Below are 19,803 nucleotides of genomic sequence, written 5' to 3'. Positions count from 1 at the left end.
CACTCATCCTTCCCGGTTGGTGAATACTTCGGTCTCGAACCACTCTCGTGCCCACTCGGCGCGACCATCGGCGCCGAGACGGACGATCCCCGCTGCCAGCGACTCGACCGCCGCCGGGAGGATCTGGTGCTCCACAGCCAGCACGCGGGCCGCAACGGACTCCGGAGTATCGCCCGCCAGCACCGGTACCGGCCACTGGCACAGAATCGGACCCCTGTCGTACGCCTCGTCGACGAAATGAACGGTCGCACCGGTAATGCGTGTGCCCGCTTCGATCACGGCTCGGTGGACGCGACCGCCGTACATCCCCTTGCCCCCGAATGCCGGCAGGAGGGCCGGGTGGATGTTGACGATCCGCCCCCAGTACGCGCGCACGACGCGTTCGGGCACCAGCTTCATGTAGCCAGCCAGGACCACGATGTCGCTCCGCCAGGCGGCGAGCGTCTCGAGGAGGAATTCCGCCGTTTCCTCCTCGCCGGCCTGCGGGGGTGGCACGGCCGAAGCGACGCCCGCCCGGCGGGCCCGCCGCAGCACGCCGGCGTCCGCGCGGCTCGCGATCACGCCGACCACGGCCCCTTGCGGGCCCCCTGCACGATTGAAGCGGTCGACAAGCGCCTGGAAGTTGCTGCCACCCCCGGACGCCAGCACCGCGATGCGGACCGGCTCAGCCATCCGCATCCTCCGCCAGGCGCGCGAGCGCCCGTTCAACGACCCCCGCGGCTCGGGTCACCTCATCCTCCGGCAGCGTTCGGACGTCCACGATGAACGCCGAGCGTTCGATCCGTCCGATGAGAGGGGGGGTGACCGCGCGACACTCCGCCGCGAGCCGGTCGGCGTCGACCCCTGTCACCGCCCAACCCGCCGACGCGATGGCGAAGCCGGGGAAGGCGCCGCCACCTACCATCGCCTCCATCCGCGTGACTTCCACCCGGGCCGGGCTGCCGGCCGGAGGTTCGAGGACCGCGGCAAGTGCGCGTGCCTCGACGGTGCCGACGGGCTCGCGCAACATCCGGAGCGTCGGAATGCGGCGGGCCGCGAGATCCGGATCCCTGTAGAGCATCAGCGTGGCCTCGAGCGCGGCCAAGGTCGTCTTGTCCACGCGGAACGCCCGTAGCAGCGGGTTACGTCGAAGCCGTGCGATGAGTTCGGCATCGCCTGCGATGATGCCGGCCTGCGGTCCTCCCAGAAGCTTGTCGCCGCTCCAGGTCGCCAGGTCCACGCCGGCTGCCAGCGACCCGCGTGCCGTGGGTCCGAGCGGGAAGCCGGGCAGCAGATCCGCGTCGAGGAGCCCCGATCCCAGGTCGTGCGCAAGCGGGATCCCCCGACTCTGCGCGAGCGACACGAGCGCCTCGAGGGAAGGCCGGGCGGCGAACCCCTCGACCCGGTAGTTCGAGGGGTGGACGCGGAGAATAAGACCGGTGGCGTCGCCGATCGCCGCCTCGTAGTCGGCCACGCGCGTGCGGTTGGTGGTGCCGACTTCACGCAGACGCCCGCCGCTCCGGGCCACCACGTCGGGGATCCGGAACGATCCGCCGATCTCGACGAGCTCGCCCCGTGATACGAGCACTTCGCGGTCCCGGGACAGTTCGTTCACCACGAGCGCGACCGCCGCCGCGTTGTTGTTCGCCACGATGGCGGAGCCTGCCCCGGTGAGTTCGCACACGGTGTCCGCACAGTGGTCGTAGCGCGAGCCGCGCTGTCCGGTCGCGAGCGCAAGTTCCACGTTGCCGTAGCCTGAGGCGGCTGCCTGAGCGCTGCGGGCCTCTTCGGCCAGCGGCGCACGGCCAAGGTTGGTGTGCAGGACCACGCCCGTACCGTTCAGCGTCTGCCGCAGCGAAAGGCGGGATCGGGCGGCGAGGTCATGCCGCGCGCCGCAGAGTACGTCCTCCACACCCTGACGCTCGGCCCCGGCTGCCGCGCGGGCCCGATCGAGGGCCCTTCGCAGCGACTCCTTGACGGTCTGGCGCCCATACCGGCCGAGCCAGGGCGCAACCTCGGGCCGCTTGAGGAGCGAATCCATCGACGGGAATCCCCGGCGCGGATCGGTCATTCGCGGCGCCTGGCCACCGCGGGGTCCCGGCTCCGATCCCGCCCATTCCCGGAACGCCGCCGCCCCCCCACCGTATCCGGCGGGGCGCCCAGAGTGTCCGGTGGCAGGCCCAGAGTGTCCGGTGGCAGGCCCAGAGTGTCCGGGGGCAGGCCCAGAGTGTCCGGTGGCAGGCCCAGAGTGTCCGGCGGCAGGCCCAGAGTGTCCGGCGGCAGGCCCAGGGTATCCGGGGGCAGGCCCAGAGTGTCCCGCGGCAGGCCCAGAGTGTCCGGCGGCAGGCCCAGAGTGTCCCGCGGCAGGCCCAGAGTGTCCGGGGGCAGGCCCAGGGTGTCCGGGGGCAGGCCCAGGGTGTCCGGGGGCAGGCCCAGGGTGTCCTGCCCCCTGGCGGCCGAATCGCTCGGCAGCCCGACCGGGTCCTCGGCGCCCGGGTCCGCGGGCGCTACCGCGGAGTCGCCAGCCGCAGCGGCCGCGGCGGCTGAGTCGACCGCGGGAGGTTCCGGTTCGGCCACGAACGAAGTGTCGCCACCTCCGGTAAGCCGGCGCACGTTGACCGCGCCGCTCACCGACACCAGGTAGGTCGCGGAATCCAGCGGTTGCGCCAACCTGACAGTGATGAATCGCGAGGGCAGAATCGGATCTTCCTCCACCTCAGCCGAATCCGCAGCGGCCTCCGACGTCGAATCCGCGCCCGCGGGCGCGACGGCTCCGGAGTCCGCGACCGCTGCTGAATCTTCGGCTACTCCTGTCGAATCGACGACCGCGGAGTCGGATGGGAACTCCACAGCGTCGGCCGAGCCGACCAGAAAGGCGACGATTTCAAGGTCGCTGGCTGCGGCCGAATCCCGGATCGTAATCACGGGCTCGCCGGGCTGGGGACTGAGCAAGTAGTCGTCGAATTCGAGTTGCACGGTCTCGCGGCCGGCGCTGATGGCGCGCGCCAGGAGCGGGGGCGTCGTGTCGGGTGCCACCAGGACGAAATGCAGCGACTGACCGGCATCGATCGACGCCACCACGGACACGCTGTCGTAGGATTCGAGTTCGCGATCCGGAACCAGGTTCCGGTTCCGGTCAACGAATCCGAACGCCTCGTACTCGCCCGGTGGCAGGCCGCGCGCCACGAACTCTCCCACGCTGTCCGTGATGGCGCCGTACGGGACCGAATCGGGGCCCGCCCAGAAGAGTACGCGTGCCTCCCTCGGGGGCTGTCCGGTCAGCACGTCGATGACCGACCCTCCGACGTGCGTGTCGAGGATCTCCGAGCCTGTCGAGAAGCAGAATTCCTCCGGATCCTCCATCCGGTTTCGCAACAGGTCGGAGATCCCTTCGGTCGGAATCGTATAGCAGTAGACGACGCCCTCCCTCCATCCGTCCTCGGGCATGAGGCGCATGCCGGAGAAGCCCATCTCGACCTCGTACGTCTCCATGGGAGAGACGAACATCTGTCGCGTGATGTCGTTCGGAATCCGCACGGGCTCGTCGAAGCGAACTTCCAGCTGGTCGTCGAAATCGACGACGATCGAATCCGGCGCCGGGCGGATCGTCAGGATCGAGGGGGGCAGTTCGTCAGGATGCGCCCCGGGGGGCGGCATCTCCTTGGCGCAGCCGAGCAGGATAGCCGCGGTCAGCAGCCCCGCCGTACCCCGGCCGTCCGAGGCGAGGGCCACACAACCCCGGGCCGCGGAAGTCCGCAGGCCGCCGGCTCCGCTGGCCGGAGCGTCGCTCGCGCCCGGCAGGCGCGCGGATCCCCGCCGTCCGAGCGAGGTCAGAGCGCCGACCCCAGCGATCGGAGCTTCTCCTCGAGGCGTGACCGCTGGTCTCCCAGCGAGACGAGTTTTTCCCGCTCCCGTTCGATCACCTCGGGCGGCGCGTTGTCGAGGAAACCACGGTTCTCGAGCTTCCTCCGCGTCCGCGCGAGCAGATCGACCGCCCGTTCCATCTCCTTCCCAATGCGTCGGCGCTCGGTCGTCAGATCGATCACCCCCTCCAGCGGGATGATGACTTCTCCGCCGGTCCGGAGCACCGCGTGCGCCCCCGCTACGACCGCCGTCTCCGTGTCCGTGCTCACACGGGCCACTCTTGCGATGGAGGACAACCCGGCCAGGCGCGCCGCGCTCCCCTCTTCTTCGGCGAGCGAGCGCTCAAGGGTCGGGGACGGATCCGTCAGCCGGACCGGCACCCGGACTCCCTGCGCCACGCCGTACTCCGCGCGGAGCGCTCGGACCGTGCCGATGAATTCCTGCAACGCCTCGATCGCCTCGTCCGCTTCCGAATCGATCCAGTCGTCCGGATAGCGGGGCCACGGTCCGGTGACCAGCGAATCCGTCGCGGCCGCGTCCGGCAACCGCCCGGCGATCGCCTCGGTCACGAAGGGCATGATGGGATGCAGGAGGGACAGCCAGCCGCGCATCACGAGCGTCATGGTGCGCCCCGCGTCGCCGGCCTTCTCGCCCTCCCCGCCCAGGCGGCGCTTGGAAAGTTCGAGATACCAGTCGCAGAAATCACCCCACACGAAGGCGTGACCGATCTCCGCGGCTTCGTGGAGCCGAAAACCCTCGTAGGCCGCATCCATCTCTCGGGCGAGACGGGCCAGCCGGCTCCGAATCCAGCGGTCCGCGAGCGCCATCGACAGCGAACCCCCCTCCGAGGCGTCCGCGCGAGCGTGGGGGAGGGCGAAGCGCGCAGCATTCCACATCTTGTTCGCGAAGTTGCGGCCCGGCCGGAACGCGGCCTCGAGGTTCTCGTAGTCCAACTGGATGTCGGTCCCGAGCGGCGAGCCTCGAACCAGCGTGAAGCGCATGGCGTCAGCTCCATACGATTCAACAATTTCAAGCGGATCTATCCCGTTTCCCAGCGACTTGGACATGCGTCGGCCGAGATGGTCCCGGACCGTCCCGTTCAGGAGCACGTCGCTGAAGGGAAGTTCTCCCATGAACTCGAACCCCGCCATGATCATGCGAGCGACCCAGAAGAAGAGGATCTCGGGGGCCGTGACGAGGGTGGCCGTCGGGTAGAAGGCGCGCAGATCCTCGGTCCGCTCCGGCCACCCCAGGGTCGAGAAAGGCCACAGCCATGAACTGAACCATGTGTCCAGCACGTCCTCATCCTGCCGGACATCGCCTCCGCAGGCGGGACAGTCATCCGGATCCTCCATCGCAACAACCATCTCGCCGCAGTCCGGCGCCTCACAGTACCAGACCGGTATTCGATGTCCCCACCACAACTGCCGGCTGATGCACCAGTCGCGGATGTTCTCCATCCAATTCCGGTAGACCCGGCCGTAGCGCGGCGGGTGGAAGCGGAGGTCGCCGCTCTCGTACGCCGCCAGCCCCGGTGCCGCGAGGGGCTTCATACGGACGAACCACTGCAGGCTCAGCCGCGGCTCGACGATCGTGTCGCACCTGTAGCAACGGCCGACCGCATGCGGATGGTCCTCCGCGGACACGAGCCACCCCCCTGCATCGAGGTCCGCTACTACGCGCTCGCGCGCCTCGAAACGGTCGAGTCCACGGTAGGCCTCGGGCACCGCGTCGTTCATGGCACCGCTGTCCGTCATCACATCGACGGCTTCGAGACCGTGCCGTCGCCCGATCTCGAAATCGTTGGGGTCATGGGCGGGCGTCACCTTCACCACGCCCGAACCGAAGCCGGGGTCGACGTGGTCGTCCGCCACGATCGGGAGGCGGCGACCGACCAGTGGCAGCTCCGCTTCCCGGCCGACGAGTTCGCAATACCGGTCATCGTCGGGGGACACCGCGAGCCCGGTGTCGCCCAGCATCGTTTCGGGACGCGTGGTCGCGACTTCCACGTGGCCGCCGGCAACCAGTGGGTACTTTATGCGGAAGAGCTTGCCGTCCAGGTCGCGGTGCTCCGCTTCCTCGTTTGAGAGGGCGGTCCGGCAGCGAGGGCACCAGTTGATGATGTAGCGGCCCCGATACACGAGGTCCTTCTCGTACAAACGGACGAAGACCTCGCGCACCGCGTTGGAGAGCCCTTCGTCGAGCGTGAACCGCGTGCGCTGCCAGTCGCAGGAGCAGCCGATGGTGCGCAGCTGATCGATGATTCGCCCGCCGTACTCCTCAACCCACTCCCACACGCGGTCGACGAAGGCCTCCCGTCCGAGATCGAAACGGGTGAGATTCCGGCCGCGCAACTGCCGCTCGACCACGTTCTGGGTCGCGATGCCCGCGTGATCGGTACCGGGCACCCAGAGAACATCGTACCCCTGCATGCGCCGCCGACGGATGAGGACGTCCTGCAGCGTATTGTTGAGCCCGTGTCCCATGTGGAGTGCCGCGGTGACGTTGGGCGGCGGGATCACGATCACATAGGGTCGCTCGGCGTCCTCGGGAGCGGCATGGAAGAGGCCGGCGTCAACCCAGCGCTCGTACATCGGTCCTTCGAGCCCTGCCGGATCGTAACGTGAAGAGAGTTCGGTCGCGGGTTGCGAGTCCCCCAAGGGACGGCTCCTGACTGACGGTTGCGGTGTTTGCGTGACGACGCCGGAGCGACGGGGACGAGGCCCCGGCGGACCCCGGAGTCCGGTGCGCGCCTCAGTATAGCAGTCCATGCCGGGAGAGGCTCGACGGGCGCGTCACCGGACGGCGGGCGGTCAGGGAGGTCCGCGGACGCGCAGCGTGTCGCCGCGCCGCCGCCGCACCTCCTCCTCGGAACGCTCCCGCATGCGTTCGCGCGCCAACGCCTCCGCCGCCTCTACGTCGTCGCGAAGATTCTGGAGCTGGATCGCCGTCAGGTCGCGGATCGCCTGCTCGTAGGCCCGGCGCTGCGGACCCGTAGGGGCGAAGCCGATGGGAATCGGGATCATCACGTCGCCGAGATGGATGCCCTCCGGCGAGAACCCCCAGCGTTTCCCGTCTCGTTCGACCGTCCAGTCCATCGCCCGCTGCCACAGCTCCTGGTCGAGGGTCAGGCTGTCGAGCCAGTCCCGCAGGATGGCCCGCACCGCGCTGTCCGCGCGCGCGAATTGAACCAGCCGTTCCCCGATCAATCGCGGAGACTGAGGGTCGAACCAGAGGCGCGCATCGCTGTAACGCAGTTTGAGGCGAGAGGCGTTGCTCCTGCCCTCCCCTTCTCCCGCAGGGGTCGGACGGCCGGGCAGGATAAGGCCCGGCGCCCCGGGCAGTGGGTCACCTTCCTCGACCTCCTCGGGCTCCTCCTCTTCCTCCTCTTCCGGCTCCACCGGCTCGGGCTCCGGCGGCGTTTCCTCGGGCGGCGGCACGGGCTCCGGCCGGGGATCCTCCAAGGTGTCCTCGAGTTCAGGGGGCGCGATCTCCACGACGACGAGGGCGTTCGGGGCCGGCACGGTCTCGACCGGGGGAAGTCTCAGCGGGAGCGCTTCGACGCGAATGCGGCCCGCGAACACGACGAACAGTACGTGAACCAGGATGGAAGCGGCGAAGCCGGCCGCCACCGTCCGCCGCTGGATCCGTTCGCGCTCGCGTTTCCGGTCCGAGGCACCCCTGGCCTTCGTGGTTCTGACGGAAGGCACCGGTCTCTCAGCCGGCCGCGCGGTACGGCGCCGCTGCCTCCGCCTCGGCCTCCGTCACCTGGCGGCGGGTCCCACGGGGAGCACCGTTCACGTGGTCAGCTTCTTCTTCTTCGCCGCCGGGAAGAGGACATTGTTGAGGATGAGTCGATAGCCGGCCGAATGCCGGTGAAGATCCAGGTCCGTCGGGGCGTCACCGATCAGGTGCCGCGGATCTTCAGGGTCGTGTCCGCCAAGGTAGGTGAACGTGCCCTCGCCGAACGTCCCGTGCAGGTATTTCACGCGCCCGCGCGCCTCCTCCTCGGCGAGCACGGTCACACCCGGCTGAAGGCGCTCTTCGCGGAACGTGGTCGTAAGGCCATAGAAGTCGGGCAGCACGCGCCTGTGGTTCTGCGTCAACATCGCCGGCACCGGGTCGAACTTGGCGCTGAACTCGAACAGGGAGAAGCTGCCCAGATCGACCCGCCAGGGCGTGTTGACCTGGTGCCCATCGATATCACTGAAGGCGCTGAGGGTAGGATCCGTCACGAGCACCGCGTCGCGGAAGGCGAGCGCGTCCCCCCAGCGGAGCTTGTCGCTCGCCGCCAGGTCCGGAGGCGAGCCGTCGGCGAAGGAGGCCGCGATGTCGGTTCCAGCGGCTGCGAGCGCCAGTTCGAGCGTCTCGGTCGCCGTACACATTGCGAACAGGAACCCACCGCCTTCCACGTATGCCCGGAGACGGGCCGCAACGGCCTTCTTCAGCGCGGGCACGTTCGGATACCCGAGTTCGCGGGCGATCGTCTCGTTTCGCGTCACTTCTTCCTGGAGCCAGGCCGACGAGGCGTAGGTCAGATAGAACTTGGAGTACTGCCCCGTAAAATCTTCGTGGTGCAGGTGCAGCCAATCGAAGTTCTCCAGTTCCTCTGACAGCACCTCGGGATCCCAGATTCTCTCGTACGGGATCTCGGCGTATTCGAGCGCCATCGTGACGGCATCATCCCACGGAGAACTGTTCGGCGGCGTATAGACGGCGATCAGCGGCGCCTTCTCCAGCGGCACGGTCTCCATGTTGCGGGTCTCGATCTCACGGCGGATCCCCGCCACCTCCGAGCCGCTGAGCGTCTCGACCGTCACTCCCATCAAAGCGGCCCTTCGCCGGTTGGCGGGAAGGTCCGACACGAGGAAGGAACCCGAACGGTAGTTGAGCAGCCACTCGGCCGACTGCCCCTCCGAAAGAATCCCGAAAGCATATCCGTAGGCCTTCAGGTGATTCTCCTGTTCGCGGTCCATGGGGACGAGGAGCTGAGCCCGGAGGCCGGCCGCGCCCGCGAGAAGAGCCAGGCCCGCCAGCACGGCTCGGCACAAGAATCTCCCTGTCATCAGAGGCCTCCGTCGAGTTCGGTCAGGAGTCGGCGTGCCACAGGTGCGAGCGCGCTTCGGGGGTACCCGACTATGAGCCGTTCGAGCCACAGGGCGGCTTCGGGCGGGGGCGCCGCGCGAGCGAGGTCGAGGAGTGCCGCGGGCGCCTGCGGGCTTGCGGGATGTCGCTCGACGACCTGTCGGCGGAGTGCTTCCGCGATCCTGTGCCGGCCCGTCGCCGCCGCTTCGTCGGCCAGGAAGGCCAGCACGACGGGGCGGCCGCTCGATGCGGGGGCGCCGGCCAGATCGCGGAGGGCCGGCCCGGGGTCGAACGCCTCCGGGTCGGCCAGAAGCCCGAGCGCGGCGGCTCCGGCGATCCGCACCTCTGCCGTGTCCGCAGCCTGCACGAGCGTCAGCAGTTCGAGGCGGCGCGTTCTTTCGGCTGCCTCGATCTTGACCTCGCGCACGCTGCGCCTCGCCCGCTCGTGGGCGGAGTCGCGCCGTCCGGCGTACAGCGACAGCCGCGCGGCCGCGGCGTCGAGCGGCCCGGTCGAGGCGACCCGAAGGCGGGTCCGCGCTTCGGACAGGACCGCCTCGGCCTTGACCAGCTCCCCCGCCCGGGCGCGACCCAACGCGAGTTGGCCCCGCATTGAGGCTTCGGCCAGGGTCGAGTCCGGATACTGCCTCACGTACCGGTCGAGAGCGGCCGCCGCCGCATCGAGCGAGGCGGATTCCGCCGCAAGCAGGCCGAACAGCCGACGTGAGGCGAGTTGGTGAGGACCGTCGCCCGGGTCGCTCTCGCGGGTCAGGTCCTCGAGCGCTCGCCTGGCCGCTCCCGTGTCGCCGGCGACGAGCGACTGTTCGGCAGCCAGGGCCTGCCAACGCAATCGGTCGACCGGCCGCGGGCTCAGCCCGGCGAGGAGCTGAGCGGCCCAGGCGATCTCGGCCGACAGGGCGGCCGCGTCGGCTTCCCGCACGTACTCGCGCAGAAACGCCGCGTCCTCGATGTCGCCGGCCCCGCGCACCCCATCGGCCAACTCCCGCGCCTGGGCGGGATCGCCCAGGCGCAACGCGATGATCGCTCCCGCTCGGGCGGCATCATCCGTCCGTCCGCGCAGCCGCTCCCAAAGCCGGTCGAGGTGCGCCTCCCCTGCTTCTCCCGCCCGGCGGAGATCCTGCTCGACTTCGTCCGTCTCCGGTGGGGAGAGCGCGAGGAGTTCGGCCCACGCCGCCGCGACTCGGTCGCCATCGCTCGAGGCAAGGAGGATATCCGCCAAACGTGTGAGGAGCTCGCGCGACGGTACCAACGCGCCACCCAGTGTACGGGCCGCTCCTGCGGAGTCGCCCACCGCGAGCTGGACATCCGCGCGGGCGAGCCGCGCCTCGCCACGCCCGGACCCATCGGCGAGCCAGCGCTCAGTGACCGCGAGCGCGGAGTCGGGCATGTCCGCGCCGGTCAGCGCCCGCGTCCACCAGAGTCGGGCCACCTGATCTTCCGGCGCGGCCGCGAGGGCGGCTTCCGCGTAATGCACGAGCGTCCGCGCCTCCCCCGTCTCCAGAGCCAGCTCGCCGAACAACGCGAGGGCGGCCGGTGAGGCGGGAGCTCGATCAAGGTGCTCGCGCAGAGCCGCCGAGGCCTCGGCGGGGCGCCCGGCGGCACGGAGGCGTTCAGCCCGGGCCACCGTCCGCTGCTCCGACGCGGCCGACGCCTGACCCTCCAGAACCGGGGCGTTCACGACCTGCATGGCGCAGGCGGCCGCGAGGGCGGCGGCGGTTCGAAATCCGCGTACGCGGAAGCGGGAGCGCATCCCGGTCAGGGCTCGCGACGCGCACCGGCTCCGGCCGGCGGCACGCGGTTCAGACGATCAAAATACTCGAAGATCAGCGATCGATAGAACAACGGCAGTTCCCGGAGCACAGCTTCGGACGGGAGCGGGAACCGGCGTCCCCGCAGCAGAGCGGGGTCGATCGGCGGCGGCGCACGCGGCGAGGCCGTCGCCTGGCGGGATTCCCTCTGGTTGGGGTCGAGGTCCTCATCCTCGAGCGAGCGCCCGGCGTCCAGCATGCGCCGGAAGAGCTGGCGCTGTCGCTCGAGTGTTTCCTGGGTCGGCCCCTGCAGTTCCAGATCTCGGGAAAGCTCCGCGGCCTCTTCCGCCAGTTCTTCAGGCCTTCCCAGCAGGTCGCCCTCCGGGTCTTCGAGCTGCCCGAGCTCTTCCGCGATCTCTTCCTGGCGACGCACGACCTCCTCGCGACGGCGCTCCTCTCCAGACGGACGCGGACCCGGCACCAGAAGCGAACTCGTCTGCTGCGTCACCGCTTGCTGCTGCTGGGCTAGCTGGTTCATCTGCTCGGCCGCGTCCTGCCCGGCGGATTCCTGCTGCGCCGCTCGCGCCGCCTCTTCGCTGGCCAGCAGGTGTCGGGCCAGCGTGTTCAGCGATTCCTGGATGGCCTCCGTGTCCGCCCTGGAGGGAAGACGCCTGGCGCCGTCGCCGGCCAGCCGTTCCAGCAGCTGGTCCATGCGCTCGGCGGCTTCGCCCGCGGCCGCTCCTGTACGCTGGTCGAGCATGGCAGCCTCGTTCCCCGCCTCCGAGAGACCTTCCACGAGATTCTCGAGCCCCTGTCGGACTGCACTCTGCTGAGCCCGCCAGGACTCGGGATCGGCGGTGTCCTCTCCCCTCGTCCGGTCGGACAGACGACCCTCTTCCTCTGCCAGGGTGAGCGCCTCGCTGCTCGCGCGGGCCAGGGACTCGACAGCGGACTCGCCCTGCTCCCCGCTCATCTCCTGCTGAGCCGAGCCGAGCGCACCTGCCGCCTGTTCCAGAGCTTCCGCCGCCTCCTCTGCCGCCTGTCGCTCGGCTTCGCCTACCTCGCTCTGGCCGCTGGCGCTCGCCTCCCCCGACTGGCTCTGGGCGTCGGCCATCTTTCCGAGCGCCTCCTGCGTGCGCTCGCCCGCCACGCGCGCCGAGTCGGCGGCGGCCTCCCGGTCGGCGGCCGCCAACTCCTGCTCCAGTTCCGACAGGCGCTCCGCAAGAGCTTCGGCCTGCTCGGCCAGCGCCTGCTGCTCGCGCTGAAACGCCTCGGCATCGGACTCCTCCGCCACGTCCCGCTGTTCACGGGCCAGTTCGTCCGCGTTGGCCTGTGCCGATTTCATCGCCTGCTCCAGCGCGGCCTGCTCCAGGGTCCCGAGCGTCTGGTCCACCTGTTCGCGCAGGGCTTCGTAGTCTTCGGCCAGGCGCTCCAGCGCTTCCCGGACCGCCTCCGGGTCCAGATTCTGCAACGCCTCCGCCAAAGCTTCGATCTGCTCTTCGAGTCCGCTGCCAGCCAGTTCCTGGTACCGTTCGGCCAGGCGCCGCAACTGCTCCTGCAGCGCGGGGTCCGACAGCGACGAGGCCTCAAGCTCTTCCCGCATCGAATCGAGGTCTTCCGCGAACTCGGCGAGTTCCTCCTCCGATCGCTGGGCCTCGTCGAGTACGCTTCTCGCCTCCTCCGTGGCCTCGAATCGCACTTCCTCGCTGTCGTCGGCTTCGGCGTCCGTCTGCCGAGCCGCATCGGCGGCGGCCTCGGACAACGCATCCATCGCGTCCTCCAGCGACTGCGCCGCGTCGGACAGCTCCGCCGTCTGCTCGGCGCGCGCATCGCGAATCTCCGTGAAGGTCGGCACACGCAGCAGGAAGACGTCCGACAGCGCCGGGCCCCTTGTCGGGTGTCCGTCGAGGGCCTCGAACCGATAGAAGAGCGTGTCCCCCGGCAGAAACGACTCGGAACTCCGGTCGAGGAGGTGTCGGAAGACCGAGCGCGCCGCGCCCGCCGGCTCCGGCGACAGGGCTTCCCGGCGTTCCGCGGCCTGCTCGCCCAGCCCCGACCGCCAACTCCTCACGAAGGCTCGGCGCAGGCCGATGTCATCTTCGATGTCGACGATGACCGGCATTACCCGCTCGTATCCAAGCGTCGTGTCGGGGGCCGGATAGAGCAGCCGGATGCGCGGCTGCACATCGGCTACGACGAGCACGCGGATCGGGTCCGGGACGATCGGCTCTCCGAGAGACGATTCCGCCTGCAGTTCCCATGCCCAGGCCCCCGTGCGCTCCGGGAGCCAGGACACCGCGAACGTCGGGCCCGCGATATCGAGCGCCATCCGGGAGTCCGGTACGCCGCGCTCTCCCGCAGGGGGCTGCCACACGAGCGCGCCGCCGTCCAGGGGGAGATTCGCCTCTCCGCTCAGGCGCAGCCTCGTCCCTTCGGGCGCCACGAGGGGCGGAATCCTGCCGCGGTAGGTCTCCGAGCCGCGCCCCAGATAGGCGGGATACTCGAGGACGATCTGGAGATCCTGAACGAGGAGCGGCTCGAGCGGCCGGACCCGGAGCGTGTCGCTCGACAGACCTTCGCGATCCTCGACCCACACAGTGGTCGGAGAGACGATCGGGCCGGTTCGCCCGTCGACCGAACCCGACGCCGGGACCTCGAGGCTCCGTCGCTCGAGCGCGCGGCCGGCGGCCCGCCACACCAGTGTCACCTGGTCACGCCCCACGGCCGAAATGGAGACCGTCGCCGCTTGTCCGCGCGGCACGCCGCCGGCGCCGGACAGGCCGAGACGCGGGAGCGGCGCGGGAAAGGCCGTCCGCCACGGCGCGCCCAGCGCCGCGGCGGCCGAAAAAGTCGGCTGCGGCCGCAGGAGCGCGGCTCCGGAGATCGCGAGCAGCGTGACCGCCACGACCAGGCCCGAGCGGCGGGCTCGACGCTTCCATCCCAAGGCGGTGACCGGGAGCAACGGTCGAGGCGAGACCCGTCCCAGCGCCCTGGACACGCGAAGTCGGTGGAGCGCCGCCAGTCCGGCCCCCACGGCTGTTGAAGAGCGATCCAGCTCGAGCGCCGACCGCACGTCGCCCGCGCCCAGTCCCGCCGCGGCGTCCGCCTCTTCGGCCACCACCCGAGGCCGCAGCGCGAACCACGCCCGGCGGCCGAGCCAGGCCAGCGCCGCCACTCCGGCCCATAGCACCAGCGCGAGGGCGAGCGGGACCAGCGAACCCCGGCCCTCCCTTGCCGGGGCGGGCATCAGCGACAGGACGAGGATCAGCGATCCGGCGAGCGTGAGCGCACGGGCGACAGCCGTCGCGGCGGCGCGTGCGCGGGCCGCGGAACACGCCGCGGCAAGCCGTTCGAAACCCGATCCGTCAGTCATCCGAGGGCGCCCCTTCGACCCGCAAGCTCACACGATAGGCCTCATTCCGGCTCAATCCGAACTCCGCCGCCAGGCGGTCGGCAATCTCGCGCCGCCGCAGACCCTCGCCCGACAAATGTCGCGCCTTTTCCATCAAGACCGCCAGATCGGGCCGTTCGTTGCCCGGCACGGCGCCCGCGAGGACGATCGTGACCTCCCCCCTGACGCCCTCCGACGCGTAACTCCGTGCCAACTCGGCCACGGAACCGGACCTGATCTCTTCGTGGAGCTTCGTCATCTCGCGACACATGACGGCGTACCGATCCGACAGCCCTGCGCGCGACAACTCCTCGAGCAACGAGCCGAACCGCCCCGGCGCCTCGAACACGACCGCGGTCTGCCGGCAGCCGAGGAGGTCTTCGATCCAGGCCGTCCGCTCATTCCCGCGGCGCGGCGCGAAACCGAAGAAGGTAAAGCGATCCGCCGGCAGGCCCGATACCGACAGTGCCGCCATCACCGCAGAGGGGCCCGGGATGGGGCGAACGTCGAAGCCCGCTTTGCGGACTGCGGCCACTGCGCGGCAGCCGGGATCCGAAACGGTCGGCGTACCGGCGTCCGACACTACCGCCAGAGACCGGCCGGCGGCCAGGTGCGCCAGGATCTCGTCCACGCGCGACCGCTCGTTGTGCTGGTGGAGGGACCGCAGAGGGACGCCGGCTTCCAGGCGGACGAGCAGCCTGCCGGTTCGCCGGGTGTCCTCGGCGTAGCACACGTCGACCGAGCGGAGAATGCTGGCTACCCGTGGCGTCACATCGTCCAGGTTGCCGATCGGCGTCCCGACCACATAGACCGTTCCCGTCACGACGTGCGTCCTCGCTTGCCTGCCACTCGATGCGCTCGCGCCCCCCGGCACGTAGCGCTCGGGGGGCGCGCAGACCCGGCGGTCCGTGGCTTGGGCGCGGTTCAGGCGTGCTCGCGGATCTTCTTCTCGAGCGCACGCCTGGGCTGCGCACCTACCACCGTATCGACGACTTCGCCGCCCTTGAAGAAAAGGATACTGGGGATCGAACGGACGTTGAACCGGAACGCCGTGTTCGGGTTCGCGTCCACATCGAGTTTCCCGATTTTGACGCGACCCGAGTATTCCCGCGCCAACTCGTCAACGATCGGTCCGACAAGGCGGCACGGACCGCACCACTCTGCCCAGAAATCCACCATCGAGAGGCCGTCGGCCGCTTCGATCTCGTCCGCAAAATTCGCGTCCGTGATCTCGACCGGCCCTCCATTCGCTGCGTCCGTCATTCAAGTCTCCTCCCGGCATCCCGGGTTTGTCTCTCTGTTCCGACTACCAACTGGCTCCGCCGCGGTTCCGCCAATACGTTCTCGCACGCGCGCTTCGACCTGTCGCGCGTCATACGACGAACGGTGCCCGGCCGCGTGAAGAAATCCAGTCAATCCCCGAAGACGCCCATAATCGACCACGTCGGAATCGCGGTCAACTCGCTTGAGGAGGGCGCGCAACGATGGTCCGCCATCCTGGATGGGCCGCCGACCGGAGTGGAGACAGTCCCCTCTGAAGGGATTCGGGCCGCGTTCTTCGGCGAGGGCTCCGGCCGGATCGAACTTCTCGCCCCGCTGACTCCGGAATCTCCCATCGCCGGATTCCTCGAGCGACGCGGCCCCGGCATCCACCACATCTGCGTACGAGTCGCGGACCTCGAGGCCGCCCTCCAGCGGGCCGAGGCATCGGGGGCCGAGGTCATCCCTCCGCGCACCCGGACCGGCGCCGGCGGGGCCCGCATCGCGTTCCTGCATCCAGGCACGCTGGGCGGGGTCCTTCTGGAGATGCGGGAGGATCCGACGGCCGGGTGACCGGCGGTCCGGAGCGAGGCGGCGAGGAGTCCCACCCGCGGGATCGTGCCGTGCCGGAGTTCTCCGTCATCGTCCCCACGCTCGACGAGGAATCCCGGCTCGACGAGACGCTGCGGCGCGCGCGGGCCGCGCTCGGCCCGGAGAGCGAACTGATCGTCGTCGACGGGGGCAGCCGGGACCGCACGGCGGAGATCGCGGCACTCCACGGCGCTGCGCTCGCGGCCGCGCGTTGCCGCGGGACGCAGCTTGCGACGGGAGCGCGGGCCGCGACGGGACAGATCCTGATTTTCCTCCACGCCGACACCTGGCTTCCGGAGGGGAGCGGGGACGCGTTGCGTGCCGCCGTCCGGGCGGGTGCGGGGGCCGGCTGCTTCCGGTTCGCCGTGCACCCACCGGCCCGAGGCCTCCGCTACCGGCTTCTCGAATGGGGTGTGAACTGGCGCACGCAGTGCTTCAACACGGCGACGGGAGACCAGGCCATCTTCGCCTCGCGGGGAGCCTACGACGCATCCGGCGGATTCGGAGACCTCCCCCTGTTCGAAGACGTCGCGTTCGTCCGTGCCGTACGCCGTGTAGCCCGCTTCGAAAAGCTCCCGCTGGCGGCCCTGACGTCGAGACGCCGCTGGGAGGGGGGTTTTCTGCGTACCGTCCTGAAGCATTGGGCGCTACGAGTGGCATACTCGGCGGGCGCCGATCCGAGTCGTCTGAGCCGGTACCACGCCCGGCCGACGCCACGGGCTGCCAGGGACCGGTGAGCGCCTGTGTCAGGATCTGTTCAACGAACCAGCGGCCCTGGTTGGACACGAGAATGAAGGGCACGCTCACATCACCGTTACGTGTGCCCGCCATATCGGCGATCCACCGAGAGCCGCCTCCGACCTCCGCCACCGCGAGCGGACGGACGGCGTAGGCTCGGTGGGCGAGCAGGCCCGCGAGGACGAACATCCGTTGTTCCGTTTCGGGCCTGCCCCACCTCTGCTCGGCCGGGCCTTCGGCCGTTCCGAACAGCCGAGCCATCCCCGGATAGTCGCGCGCGTTCGCCGCGTCGAGAAACCGACCCACGGCCGATTCCGCGGACCCCGCTCCGTACAGATCCCCGAACCCCGATGCCCCGACGCGGCGACCCGACGCGCACCCGGCGAGCGCGAAGCCCGCGAGGACGGCCAGCAGGGTCCGTCTTCCCATTTCGGTCATGGCCCCCCGACCTCCTCCGCCGAATCCGCGGCGGCCATCTCCAGCGGGACGAACAGGAGGCCCTCTCCCGCGGCATCGAGATCGACGCGAAGCGAGTCCCCTTCGCCGAACCGCCCTTCCAGAAAGGCCATCGCAAGCGGGTTCGCGATCAACCGCTGAATCGCCCGCTTGAGCGGACGCGCGCCAAAGGCCGGATCATACCCGACCTCGGCGATCCGCTTTCGAGCCGCGGCGGTGACCTCGATCCGGATCGCCCGCTCCGACAGCATCCCGGCGACCCGATCCAGCTGGATCCCGACGATCGACTCGAGGTGCTCGCGGCTCAGAGGACGAAAGACGAGAATCTCATCCACCCGGTTGAGAAATTCCGGCTTGAAGCGCCCCCGCAGGGCGCTCTCTACCTCGACTTCGGTATCCGCCCACGGCTCACCTGCCTCGGAGCGCGCGAGGATCGTCGAACTCCCGATATTGCTCGTCATGATCAGCACGACGTTGCGAAAATCGACGGTTCGGCCGCGCCCGTCCGTCAACCTCCCATCATCCAGAACCTGGAGAAGGACGTTGAACACTTCCGGGTGCGCCTTCTCGATCTCGTCGAACAGGACGACCGTGTAGGGTCGGCGGCGCACGGCCTCGGTGAGCTGGCCGCCCTCCTCGTAACCGACGTAGCCGGGAGGCGCGCCGATGAGGCGGGACACCGCGTGCCGCTCCATGTACTCGGACATGTCGATCCGCACCATGGCCGACTCCTCATCGAACAGGAACTCGGCCAGGGCCCGCGCGGTCTCGGTCTTCCCGACGCCGGTAGGGCCGAGAAACATGAAACTGCCAATCGGGCGGTTCGGATCCTGGAGTCCGGCGCGGCTGCGCCGAACCGCATCGGAGACCGCTGCGATCGCATGCGACTGGTTCACCACGCGACGGTGAAGATGTTCCTCCAGCGTGGCGAGCCGGTCCTTCTCATCCTCGAGCATTCGGGCCACCGGAATCCCGGTCCAGTTCGCGACAACCTCGGCGATCTCGCCGGGTCCGACCTCCTCGTTGAGGAACGAACCCTCCGCCTGGATCTCGGCCAGCTTCGCTTCGGCCGCGGCGAGTTCCGACCGCCGCTTCGGCAACTCCCCGTGCAGGATCTCTGCCGCCCGGTGGTGATCGACCCGCCGCTGCGCCTGTTGGGCCTCCACGCCGAGTTCCTCGATCTCCCGCTTGAAGCGCTGGACGGTCTCGATCGTGTCCTTCTCGCGAATCCAGCTGGCGTTGAGCCCCGCGAGCGACTCCCGCGCGGCGGCGAGGTCGTGTTCGAGTTCCTTCAGGCGTTCCCGGCTACGCGTATCGTCCTCATCCTTCAGCGCCTCGCGTTCGATCTCGAGTTGCGTCACCCGCCGATCCAGTTCGTCGATCTCCTCCGGCATGGAGTCGATTTCGATCCTGAGCCGGGACGCGGCCTCGTCGACGAGGTCGATCGCCTTGTCAGGCAGAAAGCGGTCCCCGATGTACCGATCCGAGAGCCGCGCGGCGCTCACAAGGGCGGGATCCGTTATGCGGACGCCGTGATGCACTTCATAGCGCTCCTTCAGCCCCCGAAGGATGGCCACCGTCTCGTCGAGACCGGGCTCGCCGACGAGCACCGGCTGGAAGCGGCGCTCGAGAGCCGGGTCCTTCTCGATGTGAAGGCGGTACTCGTCGAGCGTCGTCGCACCTACCATGCGGAGCTGGCCCCTGGCCAGGGCCGGCTTGAGCATATTCCCCGCGTCGACGGCGCCCTCCGCGGCCCCCGCGCCGACTACGGTATGGAGCTCGTCGAGGAAGATGACGTAGCGACCGCCGGATTCGGTGATTTCCTTCAGCGTCGCCTTGAGACGCTCCTCGAACTCGCCCCGGAACTTGGCGCCGGCCAGCATGGCGCCGATGTCCAGCTGCACCAGCTGCTTGTTCCGCAGGGACTCGGGGATGTCCCCCGCCACGATGCGCTGTGCGAGCCCCTCCGCAATGGCGGTCTTGCCTACGCCCGGCTCGCCGATCAGCACCGGATTGTTCTTGCGCCGCCTCGACAGGACCTGCATCACGCGTCGGATCTCCGCATCGCGGCCGATGACGGGATCGAGCTTCCCGGCCCGGGCTTCCGAGGTCAGATCGACGCCGTAGCGTTCGAGAGCCCGGTACTTCCCTTCCGGATCTTCGTCGGTCACGCGATGCGGCCCGCGCACCTCCTCGACCGCGCGCCTCGCGGTCTCCGGGTCCGCGCCCGCACCTCGAAGCAGCGGACCGGTCGTGGAAGCCTTCCCGCCCGCCAGGGCGAGGAGCAGGTGTTCCGTGGTCACGAACGCGTCGCCCATCTCCCCGGCGAGCGTGTCCGCGGCGTCGAACACGCGCTCGAGTTCGCGGCTAGGCGTCGGGGAGGCCCCAGTCTGCCTCGGAAGCCGGCTGGCCGCCTCCCCCAGCCGGGCCTCCAGGTCGGGGAGGTCGACCCCCACGATCTGCAGGACAGGCACGATGACGCCGCCGTCCTGCGCCAAGAGAGCCGTGAGGAGATGCACGTCCTCGACGGCCGGATTGTCCGCCCGGCGAGCCGCCAGGATCGCCTCGGCCATCGCCTCGCGGGCCTTCAGCGTGAGTCGATCGGTCGGGATCATCGTCTATTAGCCTCCCTCGGTCTCCGACACCCTACCCCTGACGCAATTCCCGTGCCCT

The 19,803-nt window shown here is 69.6% G+C and carries 13 protein-coding genes; 2 read left to right on the top strand and 11 right to left on the bottom strand.

Annotated features, from left to right (window positions below; translation table 11 throughout):
- Nucleotides 1-3 precede the first annotated feature (3 nt).
- The 10 genes from purN to trxA all read right to left on the bottom strand — a co-directional run bounded on the left by purN (nt 4) and on the right by trxA (nt 15,348).
- Complete coding sequence (gene purN, locus ACN9M6_RS05335) at nt 4-672, bottom strand: phosphoribosylglycinamide formyltransferase (protein WP_419161885.1); 669 nt, start codon at nt 670-672, stop codon at nt 4-6.
- Nucleotides 665-2,050, bottom strand: coding sequence for an L-seryl-tRNA(Sec) selenium transferase (gene selA / locus ACN9M6_RS05330; RefSeq protein WP_419161884.1), 1,386 nt, complete (start codon nt 2,048-2,050; stop codon nt 665-667). The genes purN and selA overlap by 8 nt, the downstream gene beginning before the upstream one ends.
- Nucleotides 2,047-3,711 carry an Ig-like domain-containing protein gene (locus ACN9M6_RS05325; RefSeq protein WP_419161883.1) on the bottom strand — a complete coding sequence of 555 codons (1,665 nt, stop codon included), beginning with the start codon at nt 3,709-3,711 and terminating at the stop codon, nt 2,047-2,049. The genes selA and ACN9M6_RS05325 overlap by 4 nt, the downstream gene beginning before the upstream one ends.
- 98 nt (nt 3,712-3,809) lie before the next feature.
- Nucleotides 3,810-6,503, bottom strand: coding sequence for a valine--tRNA ligase (locus ACN9M6_RS05320; RefSeq protein WP_419161882.1), 2,694 nt, complete (start codon nt 6,501-6,503; stop codon nt 3,810-3,812).
- Nucleotides 6,504-6,656: 153 nt separating this feature from the next.
- Nucleotides 6,657-7,553 carry a hypothetical protein gene (locus ACN9M6_RS05315; protein WP_419161881.1) on the bottom strand — a complete coding sequence of 299 codons (897 nt, stop codon included), beginning with the start codon at nt 7,551-7,553 and terminating at the stop codon, nt 6,657-6,659.
- A gap of 87 nt (nt 7,554-7,640) precedes the next feature.
- Nucleotides 7,641-8,909 carry an asparagine synthetase B gene (locus ACN9M6_RS05310; RefSeq protein ID WP_419161880.1) on the bottom strand — a complete coding sequence of 423 codons (1,269 nt, stop codon included), beginning with the start codon at nt 8,907-8,909 and terminating at the stop codon, nt 7,641-7,643.
- Nucleotides 8,909-10,696 carry a hypothetical protein gene (locus ACN9M6_RS05305; RefSeq protein WP_419161879.1) on the bottom strand — a complete coding sequence of 596 codons (1,788 nt, stop codon included), beginning with the start codon at nt 10,694-10,696 and terminating at the stop codon, nt 8,909-8,911. Before ACN9M6_RS05305 ends, ACN9M6_RS05310 begins: the two co-directional genes overlap by 1 nt.
- 5 nt (nt 10,697-10,701) lie before the next feature.
- Nucleotides 10,702-14,067, bottom strand: coding sequence for a hypothetical protein (locus ACN9M6_RS05300; RefSeq protein ID WP_419161878.1), 3,366 nt, complete (start codon nt 14,065-14,067; stop codon nt 10,702-10,704).
- Nucleotides 14,060-14,908, bottom strand: coding sequence for a 16S rRNA (cytidine(1402)-2'-O)-methyltransferase (rsmI, locus tag ACN9M6_RS05295; RefSeq protein WP_419161877.1), 849 nt, complete (start codon nt 14,906-14,908; stop codon nt 14,060-14,062). Before rsmI ends, ACN9M6_RS05300 begins: the two co-directional genes overlap by 8 nt.
- Before the next feature lie 101 nt (nt 14,909-15,009).
- The gene (trxA, locus tag ACN9M6_RS05290) at nt 15,010-15,348 is read right to left on the bottom strand and encodes a thioredoxin (protein ID WP_419161876.1); all 339 of its coding nucleotides are present in this window, start codon (nt 15,346-15,348) and stop codon (nt 15,010-15,012) included.
- A gap of 135 nt (nt 15,349-15,483) precedes the next feature.
- Between trxA and mce the strand changes: the two genes are divergently transcribed.
- Together mce and ACN9M6_RS05280 are read left to right on the top strand one after the other, a co-directional pair.
- Nucleotides 15,484-15,918, top strand: coding sequence for a methylmalonyl-CoA epimerase (gene mce / locus ACN9M6_RS05285; RefSeq protein WP_419161875.1), 435 nt, complete (start codon nt 15,484-15,486; stop codon nt 15,916-15,918).
- On the top strand, nt 15,915-16,673 hold the full coding sequence (locus ACN9M6_RS05280) for a TIGR04283 family arsenosugar biosynthesis glycosyltransferase (RefSeq protein ID WP_419161874.1): 759 nt from the start codon (nt 15,915-15,917) through the stop codon (nt 16,671-16,673). The genes mce and ACN9M6_RS05280 overlap by 4 nt, the downstream gene beginning before the upstream one ends.
- 435 nt (nt 16,674-17,108) lie before the next feature.
- On the opposite strand, the gene clpB is transcribed toward ACN9M6_RS05280, so the two are convergent.
- Nucleotides 17,109-19,742 (bottom strand): ATP-dependent chaperone ClpB, encoded by a 2,634-nt coding sequence (gene clpB, locus ACN9M6_RS05275; RefSeq protein ID WP_419162256.1) that lies wholly within the window; start codon nt 19,740-19,742, stop codon nt 17,109-17,111.
- Nucleotides 19,743-19,803 lie beyond the last annotated feature (61 nt).

The sequence above is a fragment of the Candidatus Palauibacter sp. genome (assembly GCF_965197445.1).
Lineage (GTDB): Bacteria > Gemmatimonadota > Gemmatimonadetes > Palauibacterales > Palauibacteraceae > Palauibacter.
This window is presented reverse-complemented; position numbering and strand designations above follow the sequence as displayed.